Source organism: Kitasatospora griseola, assembly GCF_014648555.1.
In the GTDB taxonomy this organism is placed as follows: domain Bacteria; phylum Actinomycetota; class Actinomycetes; order Streptomycetales; family Streptomycetaceae; genus Kitasatospora; species Kitasatospora griseola.
Genome location: NZ_BMRI01000007.1, coordinates 97,655 through 107,380, shown reverse-complemented (window position 1 = coordinate 107,380; position 9,726 = coordinate 97,655). Strand labels below are relative to the sequence as shown.

The window sequence follows — 9,726 nt, the reverse complement described above, 5'->3', positions numbered from 1 at the left end:
CGGCGTGACGGGGTTGGCCTGCGCCCACTTGTCGAGGCGGACGCCGGTGACCTGCCAACTGACCTCTCCGCCGGGTGGGCCTCCCGCGACGGAGAAGGTGTTGCCGGAGATCCGGGCGCTGACGTACAGGCCGGGGGCGGGTGCGTCGAGGGGAGTGAGCTGGTAGCGGAAGTGCTGGTTCAGGGCGTCGAACCAGTCGGGGAGGGTGACGGTCGCCATTCCGGAGTCGTCGAGGGTGACCACGCCGTCGTAGACGTTCTTCTGTTCGGGTGAGGCGACGAAGGCGTGGGTGAGGGTGTTCTCGGTGGGGTCGAGGGGGTGGTCGATGACGAAGCGGGCGCTGCCGGCCGAGAGGATCACGCCGTTGACGTGCAGGTCGTTGTTGATGTCCGCGCCGAGGGTGGTGCCGCCGGCGGTCAGACCGGTCGAGCCAAAGGCATCCACTCCCGGACCGGACTCGCTGAGACCTTGGACGCCCGTCCCGAACCAGCTGTGGCCCAGAACGGCTGGACCCCTGTTGGGCAAGGAGCCGAACCCGACGCCGCCATCGTCGGGTTCCGGGTGTCCGCACATGGCCATGACGGCGACGCCGTCGTGGCTGTAGATGTTCGCCCCGGTGCCCGTGTCGGTTGCCGCGGTGAATCCATCGCCGCTGGTGCTGGTTGCGCGTACTGCGGTCCCGGACTCCGAGGCACCGGAGACACCGGGTCCGGTGGTGCTGCTGCCTGCGACGCCCGGCCCGGGCGTGCTGGTGCCGGCGACGCCCGGCGCTGCGGTGCTGGTGCCGGAGACGCCGGGTCCGCCGGTGCTGCTGCCTGCGACGCCCGGCCCGGCGGTACTGGTGCCGGACACTCCCGGGCCGGGTGTGCTGGTGCCGGACACACCGATTCCGCCGGTGCTGCTGCCCGAGACGCCCGGCCCCGGCGCACTCGCTCCCACCACGCCCGGACCGCTGGTGCTCGAACCCGTCACGCCGGGACTGCTCGTGCTCGTGCCCGACACCCCAGGTCCGGCCGTCCCCGCTCCCGCCACGCCGACGCCGTGGGTACTGGTGCCGGTGACGCCGGGGCCGGAATCGGCCTGCCCGGTGACGCCGGCGGAGGTCCCGCAGCCCTGTCCGGCGACGCCGACCCCCTGGGCGCTGGTGCCGGACATGCCCGGGCCCACATCGGACTTCCCTGTGACGCCGGCGGAGGCTCCGCCGCCCTGTCCGGCGACGCCGACCCCCTGGGCGCTGGTGCCGAGGACGCCCGGGCCGGTGCTCGCTCTCCCGAGGACGCCGGGCTGGTCGTTGCCGCCGATTCCGACGACGCCGGTGCCCCGGTCGCAGAAGCCTTCCACGCCGACGCCCCGGGTGGCTTTGTTGACGCCGACGACTCCCGCCGGGCCTGCGTGTGCGGTGTCGGTCATCGGCTCTTCGCTGGCACCGATCACGCCCGCGCCGGTGTCGGAGTCGGCCCAGACGCCGTATGTCAGATTTTCCTGGCCGGGGTCGAAGGTACTGCCTACTCCGGACCGTGACTCAGGTGGCTTGATGGGCATCGTTCACATCTCCTCGCGTCGGTTCGTCCGGACGGGGGCGGGCGGGACGCCGATTCCGCGTTCGACGGGCTGGTCGAAGGCGGTGGGGTGGAGGAAGCGGCCGCGCTGGTCGGCGGGTTTTGCGGTCACCGGCGTGACGGGGTTGGCGCGTGCCCACTTGTCGAGGCGGACGCCGGTGACCTGCCAGCTCACCTTCCCGCCGGGCGGCCCTCCAGCGACCGAGAAGCTGTTGCCGGAGATCTCGGCGTTCACGTGCAGGCCGGGGGCGGGTGCGCCGATGGGGGTGAGTTGGTAGCGGAAGTGCTGGTTCAGGGCGTCGAACCAGTCGGGGAGGGTGACTGTGGCCGCTCCGGTGTCGTCGAGGGTGACGACGCCGTCGTAGACGTTCTTCTGTTCGGGGGAGGCGACGAAGGCGTGGGTGAGGGTGGTGTCGGCGGGGTCGAGCGGGTGGTCGATGACGAAGCGGGCGCTGCCGGCCGAGATGATCACGCCGTTGACGCGCAGGCCGTTGTTGATGTCCGCGCCGAGGGTGACGCCGCTGGCGGCCAGACCGATCCAGCCAAAGGCGTCCACTGCCGCATCGTGCACGCTGACACCTTGGACGCCAGGCCCGAACCAGCTCTGGCCTCGAACGGCTGGACCTCTGTTGGGCGGGTCGGAGAACCCGATGCTCTGGCCGGTGTCGGGTTCCGGGTGCCCGCAGGAGGCTGAGACGGCGACGCCGTCGTGGCTTTGGATCACCGCCCCGGTGCCCGTGTCGGTCGTCGCGGTGAGTGCTTGACCGCTGGTGCTGGTTCCGCTCACCGCCGTCCCGGAGAGCGATGTCCCGAGGACACCGGTACCGGAAAGGCTGTTGCCGGACACCGCCGGCCCGGGGTCGGCGGTGCCCTCCACTCCGGTGCCGAGCGCGCTTAGGCCCCTGACGCCCGGCCCGTGCCCGCTGTCACCGAAGACGCCCGGGCCGTCGCTGCTGATGCCGGAGACGCCAGGCCCCGGCGGGCTCGATCCCGCCACGCCGGGACTGCGCGCGCTGATGCCCTGCACCCCGGGGGCGTCAGCGCCGGTGCCGAGGACGCCGGGGCGGGAGGTGCCCTGTCCGGTGACGCCGGTGCCGTCTGTGCTGGTGCCGAGGACGCCGGGCCCGGTGTCCGCCTGCCCGGTGACGCCCGGGCCACTGGTGCTGTTGCCGGAGACCCCCGCTCCCTGGTCGCTGGTGCCGGACACGCCCGGGCCGACCGCCGCATTTCCCGAGACACCGGGGGACATGCCGCCGCCATTCCCGGTCACGCCCACCCCTTGTGAGCTGGTGCCGGTGACGCCGGGGCCGGTGTCCGCCTTCCCGGCGACGCCGGGTTGGTCGGCGCCGCCGATGCCGAGGACGCCGGTGCCCTGTGCGCAGAAGCCCTCCACGCCGACGCCCCGGGTGGCTTTGTTGACGCCGACGACTCCCGCCGGGCGCACGTGTGCGGTGTCGGTCGTCGGGGTGTCGCTGGAGCCGATGACGCCCGCGCCGACGTCGGAGTCGCCCCACACGCCGAACGTCAACGCCGGAGATTCCTGACCCGGATCGAACGTGCTCGCTCCGTTCTGTGAATCAGGTGGCTTGATGGGCATCGTTCACACCCCCTCGGGGCGGTTCGTCCGGACGGGGACGGATGGGGCGCCGATTCCGCGTTCGGCGGGCTGGTCGAAGGCGGTGGGGTGGAGGAAGCGGCCGCGCTGGTCGGCGGGCTTGGCGGTGACGGGTTCGACGGGGTGGGCGCGTGCCCACTTGTCGAGGCGTACACCGGTGACCAGCCAGCTCACCTTCCCGCCTGGTGTGCCTCCCGCGACGGAGAAGCAGTTGCCGGAGATCTCGGCGTTCACGTACAGGCCGGGGGCCGGTGCGCCGATCGGGGTGAGCTGGTAGCGGAAGTGCTGGTTGAGGGCGTCGAACCAGTCGGGGAGGGTGACGGTCGCCGCTCCGGTGTCGTCGAGGGTCACGACGCCGTCGTAGACGTTCTTCTGTTCGGGCGAGGCGACGAAGGCGTGGGTGAGGGTGGTCTCGGCGGGGTCGAGCGGGTGGTCGATGACGAAGCGGGCGCTGCCGGCGGAGACGATCACGCCGTTGACGCGCAGGTTGTTGCTGATGTCCGCGCCGAGAGTGATGCCGCTGGCGGTCAGACCGGTCGAGCCCCAGGCGTTCACTCCCGCACCGAACTCACTGAGACCTTGGACGCCCGCCCCGAACCAGCTGTGGCCTCGAACGGCCGGGCCCCTGTTGGGCGCGTCGCCGAAACCGACGCCGCCCGTCTCGGGTTCCGGGTGCCCGCAGAAGGCCGCGACGGCGACGCCTTCGTGGCTGTAGATCGCCACTGCGGTGCTCGTGTCGGTCGTCGCGCTGAGTGCTTCACCGCTGGTGCTGGTTGCGTTCACCGCAGTCCCGGACTCCGAGGTGCCGGAGACACCTATTCCGGTGGTGCTGCTGCCGGAAACTCCCGGCCCGGGCGTGCTGGTGCCGGAGACGCCCGGCGCTGCGGTGCTGGTGCCGGAGACGCCGGGTCCGCCGGTGCTGTTGCCGAGGACGCCCGGCCCGCCGGTGCTGCTGCCGGACACTCCGGGGCCGGGTGTGCTGGTGCCGGAGACCCCGATTCCGCCGGTACTGCTGCCCGTGACGCCCGGCCCCGGCGCACTCGCTCCCACCACGCCCGGACCGCTGGTGCTCGAACCCGTCACGCCGGGGCTGCTCGTGCTCGTGCCCGACACCCCCGGTCCGGCCGTCCCCGCACCCGTCACGCCGACGCCGTGGGCGCTGGTACCGATGACGCCGGGGCCGGAGTCGGCCTGTCCGGTGACGCCGGCGGAGGTCCCGCCGCCCTGTCCGGACACGCCGACCCCCCGCGTGCTGGTGCCGGACATGCCCGGGCCCGCATCGGACTCCCCGGTGACGCCGGCGGAGGTTCCGGTGGCCCGTCCGGTGACGCCGACGCCGTGGGCGCTGCGACCGAGGACGCCCGGGCCGGAGTCGGCTTCCCCGGTGACGCCGGCCCCTTGGGCGCTGACGCCGGTGACACCCGGGCCGGTGGCCGCTCTCCCGGAGACGCCGGGTTGGTCGGCGCCGCCGATTCCGAGGACGCCGGTGCCCTGGTCGCAGAAGCCCTCCACGCCGACGCCCTGGGCGGCTTTGTTGATGCCGACGACTCCCGCCGGGCGTATGTGTGTGGTGTCGGTCATCGGTGTGTCGCTGGCGCCGATCACGCCCGCGCCGACGTCGGAGTCGCCCCACACGCCGTACTTCAACGCCGGAAATTCCTGACCGGGGTCGAAGGTGCTCGCTCCGGACTGTGACTCAGGTGGCTTGATGGGCATCGTTCACGCCTCCTCGGGGAGGTCGTCCTGCCGGGCGGGGACGGGCGGGACGCCGATCCCGCGTTCGGTGGGCTGGTCGAAGACGGTGGGGTGGAGGAAGAAGTCCTGCTGGTCCGGAGGTTTGGCGGCCACCGGGGTGAGGGGGTTGGCCTGTGCCCAGCTGTCGAGGCGGACGCCGGTGACCTGCCAGCTGACCCGTCCGGCAGGTGGACCGCCGGCAAGGGAGAAGCTGTTGCCGGAGATCTCGGCGCTGACGTGCAGGCCGGGGGCGGGCGCTCCGATCGGGGTGAGCTGGTAGCGGAAGTCCTGGTTCAGGGCGTCGAACCAGTCGGGGAGGGTGACGGTCGCGGCTCCCGAGTCGTCGAGGGTGACCACCCCGTCGTAGACGTTCTTCCGCTCCGGCGAGGCGACGAAGGCGTGGGCGAGGGTGTTCTCGGCGGGGAGGAGCGGATGGTCGATCACGAACTGGGCGCTGCCGGCCGCGACCATCACCCCGTTCACCCGAAGGCCGCCGGTGATGTCCGCGCCGAGATCGCCTCCGCTGGCCGTCAGTCCGGTCATGCCTCCGGTGGCGGCGATCCCGACCCCAAAACTGTGGCCGGTCACCCCGGTGCCGTTGGTCGAGGTGCCGGATACACCCGCGCCGGAGAGGGTGTTGCCGGACACTCCCGGACCGGTGGAGCTCGAACCAAACACCCCTGCGCGGTCGCCGCTGCGGCCGAAGACACCCGGTGCGCCGGCACCGCCCGTCGCGGTGACCCCGACCGCGCCCGGCCCGCCCGTACCGCTCACACCGACACCGCCTGCGCTCGTCCCGGAGACACCGGGCGCCGTGCCGCCGCTCTGGCCGCTCACGCCAGCGCCGTGCGCGCTCGTCCCCGACAGACCCGGACCCTGGCCGCTCGCCCCGGACACGCCCGGGCCGGCGTCCGCCTGGCCGGACACCCCGGCCGACGTCCCCGCCGCCTGGCCGAGCACGCCGACTCCCTGTGAGCTGACTCCGACCAGCCCGGCGCTACCAGCGCTGCGTCCGGACACGCCCGGACCGTCCGTGCCGGAACCCTCGACTCCGGCCCCGTGCGCGCTGCTCCCCAGCACCCCCGGGCCCTGCTCGCTCGCGCCCTGTGCGCCCGGGCCGGTCGTGCTGGTGCCCGCGGTGCCCGGACCGTCCGTCGCCTGGCCCGCCACGCCGGTGGCTGTGCCCGTCGCCTGGCCGGACACGCCCGGGCCGGTCGTGCTCGTCCCCTGCACGCCGGGGCCGGCCGACGCCAGGCCCGCCACCCCGGCCGAGCTGCCCGCGCCCTGGCCGAACACCCCCACGCTCTGCGTACTGGTGCCCGAGACGCCCGGACCGCTCACTCCCTGACCCGCCACCCCGGCCGAGCTGCCCGCGCCCTGGCCGAGCACCCCGACACCCCGGGCGCTCGTGCCCTGCACGCCCGGCCCGCCGGAGGCCGTTCCCGAGACGCCGGCGCCGTCGGTGGCGCGGCCCAGCACCCCGGTCCCCGAGGTGCTCGTCCCCTGCAGTCCGGGCCCGCTGCCGCTCTCGCCGGCCGCACCCGGACCGCTGTCCGACCGTCCCGAAACGCCGGGGGCCGCTCCGCCGCTCTGCCCGGTGACGCCGGGGGCCGCTCCGCCGCTCACCCCGGTGACGCCGACTCCCTGCGCGCTGACGCCGGTGACGCCCGGGCCGGTGTCCGCCCTCCCGGAGACGCCGGGTTGGTCGGCGCCGCCGACGCCGAGGACGCCGGTGCCCTGGGCGCAGAAGCCCTCCACGCCGACGCCCTGGGCGGCTTTGTTGACGCCGACGACTCCCGCCGGGCGTACGTGTGCGGTGTCGGTCATCGGTGTGTCGCTGGCGCCGATCACGCCCGCGCCGACGTCGGAGTCGCCCCAGACGCCGAACGTCAACGCCGGAGATTCCTGACCCGGATCGAACGTGCTCGTTCCGGACTGTGACGCAGGTGGCTTGATGGGCACCGATCACACCTCCTCGACTCGGCCGGGTCCGTTCACTGGCAGACGATCTGGATGCAGTTCAGCGTGACGGCGCCCGTGTTGCCGCCACTGGTGGCATCGGCCTCGACGAAGTACTTGTTCGCGGAGTTCTTGACGGTCGTCGGCGTCACCGGTTGGGCGGGTTCCCCGAAGGCCTTGAAGTCGATGATCGGTACCGCGCCCGTCGAGGCCATGTCGTTGCTCCGCAGGTGGACGCCCGGCAGCGGCACCGGTTTGGTGGGGTCGGCGGGCCGGACGGAGCCGAAGACCGTCATCGACACGATGGCGGCCCCGTCGGGGAGCACGACGCTCATGATGCCGTGCGCCTCCGCGGCCGTGTCCGGTTTCTGCGCGAAGTCGTTGTTGAGGACCCAGGCGGCGGGCGGGGAAGTGTTGGGCGCCAGCACCGGGACGAGGCTGAGGACGGTCTGCTTCCCGGCGATCTTGTCGATCACCGGGTTGAGGTGGTCGTCGGCGATCGTGCGGAACTCGGCCTCCAGGTTGTGGAAGCGGATGTTGAGGCCCTTCTCGCCGCCGGCCTGGACCCGGTCCTCGTTGTCGATCCAGTCCTGGTGCGTGAACAGGGGATGGTACTCGTTGATCATGGCGGATCGTCCCTCTCCGGCCGGTGGAACGGCAGTTGGTCGTAGGTGTGGTAGGTCGGGAAGGTGAACGCGGGCAGCAGGTGCGCGTCGGCCCCGGCGAGTTCGTGGACGTGCGCGCGCAGGTCGCCGGTCAGGAACTCCACGCCGATCGGCTGGAACCAGTTGAGGACGTTCAGCACCAGGTCGTACTGGCCCTTGCCGATCACCGCCTGCGGGTCCTTGGGCAGGACCTCGCACTGGTAGGGCAGGACGGGGCCCCGCAGGCAGTCGGCGCGGACCCGGACCAGACCGGGGGCGAGGCCGGTGACCGCCGTGACCGGGGCGTCGAAGGCGACGGGTTCGGCCCGGCCCGGGCCGAACGGCAGCGCGGACCAGGCCACCCGTACGTCGGCGTCCGGGCCGAGGGTCTGCCGGGAGGTCAACTGCGGCGGCTGCGCCGGGTCTTGGCCGAGCGGCCGCTGGTCGGCGAGGAGCAAGGTACCGCCGGCCCCGGGTGCGGCGAGCAGGCACGGCGGGAAGGGGGCGGCGGCGGGGGAGGCGGCCAGGGCGCGGCAGTCGTCGCCGGCCGCGAACGGCAGTGGCAGCCAGGTGTCGTCGGCGGTGTCGAGGACGTGCACCCGTCCGCCCGTCCCGCCGAGGCCGGCCGTCGCCACGTACAGGTGGCGCTGGTCGGTGGCCGGGCAGATCGCCACCGGGGCCGTCCCCGGTGGGAAGGCGGTCAGGATCGTGTCGGGCACGGCCGCACCCGGCGGGTAGACCTGGAGGGCGCCGCGGCCTGCCCCGGTGGCGCCGGTGTCCACGCCGACGTACAGCCTGCCGTCGGTGGGGCCGGACGCCGCGCACAGCACCCGGGCGGCGCCGGGGGCGGTCACGGGATCGCCGTGCAGCGTTCCGGCCTGGCGGTCGACCAGGCAGAACCGGGGGCCGTCCAGGAGGACGGCCAGCAGCGGGCCGACGGGGACGACGGCGCCGGGCGGGCCGGGGAGCGGCAGGTCGAGGAGCTGGGTGCCGGACTGCGGGTCGTAGGCGCGCAGGGTGCCGTCGGTCGCGGTCAGGTAGAGCCGGGTGCCGTCGGTGCCGAGGGCCACCGCGTCCGGGGTCGCCAGTGGCGTGGCGGCGAGGGTGCCGGGGTCGAGGGCGACCACCCGGCCGCGCTCGTGGGCGACGAACAGTCGGCCGCCGACGAAGGCCAACGAGACGGGCAGCGGTCCGGTGAAGACGGCTGCGGCGAAGGCGGCTGCGGCGGGTCGGGGCGGTGCGCCGGGTGGTGCCCCGGGCGGCGCGGACAGGTCGTACGCGACGACCCGGTGGCTGCCCCGGTCGGCCAGGAAGACCCGGCCGCCGTCGGGCCGGAAGCAGGCGGCGACCGGTGCGGCGCGCGGGCCGACGGCGACGCTGATCCCGCTCTCCGTGGTCAGTTCGGCCGTGGGCGGGCTCGGCGTCACCGTGAGCTGCTCGCCCGCCGCCACCGCGAGCCGGACGGAGCCGCGCTCACTGTTGGTGGCGGGGGCCTGCACGGTGATGTGGTCGAAGCCGGCGGCGAACGCGCGTGCGGCCAGCGCGGCCGGGGAAAGCGGGAGCGGCCCGTCGATCATGAGCAGCCTGTCGTCGCGCAGTACCAGGACCCGGCCCTGGCCGGCCAGTCCGGGATCGGTCGGAACGTAGGCGCTGACGACGGTGAGCGGTTCGGTTCGGCCGAGGCCGGCCAGCAGCCGGTCCAGGGCGGCTCCGGTGGCGGGCTGCATCCGCCGGTTGTCCGGGTCGGAGCCGTAGTCGACGGGGGCGGGCGCGGCGCCGAGGTCGTCGGTGCGCACCTGCAGGTACGCGGGGTCGAAGTCCTCCGTGACGGTGCCGGCCGCCTCGGCCTCGGTCGCGCCGATCCGGCCGTCCCGCCCGATGCTCTGCCCGGCGGTCAGCAGGCCCTCGGGCAGGCCGATCCGCAGCGGCAGGCGGCCGCTGCGGGTGTGCCCGGCCCGGGTGACCTCGACGCCCACGGTGACGTCGCCCGCCGTGTGCGCTTTCAGGGTGGCGGTGTCGGCCGGACTGCCGGGCGAGACCTCGGCGTCGCCGGGGCCGTCCCGGGTGACGGACCAGCGGACGACCGCGCCGGTCACCGCCGACACCGGCGGGTCGAGGGCGAGCGCGGCCTTCCCTTCCTGGACCAGGGGCAATCCGGCGGTGACGGAGATCGCGAAGGCGTCGCCGGGCGGCTGGGAGGCGTGGATCCGGTCGT

General features: G+C 73.9%; 4 protein-coding genes and 2 pseudogenes. All 6 read right to left on the bottom strand.

Annotated features, from left to right (window positions below):
* Positions 1-1,410, bottom strand: a pseudogene (locus IEZ12_RS11465) (hypothetical protein); the annotation flags it as partial.
* A 135-nt stretch (positions 1,411-1,545) separates the two neighbouring features.
* Entirely contained in the window at positions 1,546-3,087 is a 1,542-nt protein-coding gene (locus IEZ12_RS11460) for a hypothetical protein (RefSeq protein ID WP_189271940.1), read from the bottom strand.
* 72 nt (positions 3,088-3,159) lie between these two features.
* Positions 3,160-4,821: a hypothetical protein gene (locus tag IEZ12_RS11455; protein ID WP_189271939.1), complete on the bottom strand. Its 1,662-nt coding sequence runs from the start codon at positions 4,819-4,821 to the stop codon at positions 3,160-3,162.
* Between the two features lie 72 nt (positions 4,822-4,893).
* Positions 4,894-6,801 carry an autotransporter outer membrane beta-barrel domain-containing protein gene (locus tag IEZ12_RS11450; RefSeq protein ID WP_189271938.1) on the bottom strand — a complete coding sequence of 636 codons (1,908 nt, stop codon included), beginning with the start codon at positions 6,799-6,801 and terminating at the stop codon, positions 4,894-4,896.
* A 101-nt stretch (positions 6,802-6,902) separates the two neighbouring features.
* The gene (locus IEZ12_RS11445; protein WP_100586550.1) at positions 6,903-7,493 is read right to left on the bottom strand and encodes a hypothetical protein; all 591 of its coding nucleotides are present in this window, start codon (positions 7,491-7,493) and stop codon (positions 6,903-6,905) included.
* Positions 7,490-9,726: pseudogene (locus tag IEZ12_RS11440) on the bottom strand (PQQ-binding-like beta-propeller repeat protein); the annotation flags it as partial. The pseudogene IEZ12_RS11440 and the gene IEZ12_RS11445, both read right to left, overlap by 4 nt.

Bases quoted from the DNA above. Each gene is read 5' to 3' on its own strand.
- IEZ12_RS11445 (WP_100586550.1), bottom strand. From the start codon at position 7,493: ATGATCAACGAGTACCATCCCCTGTTCACGCACCAGGACTGGATCGAC.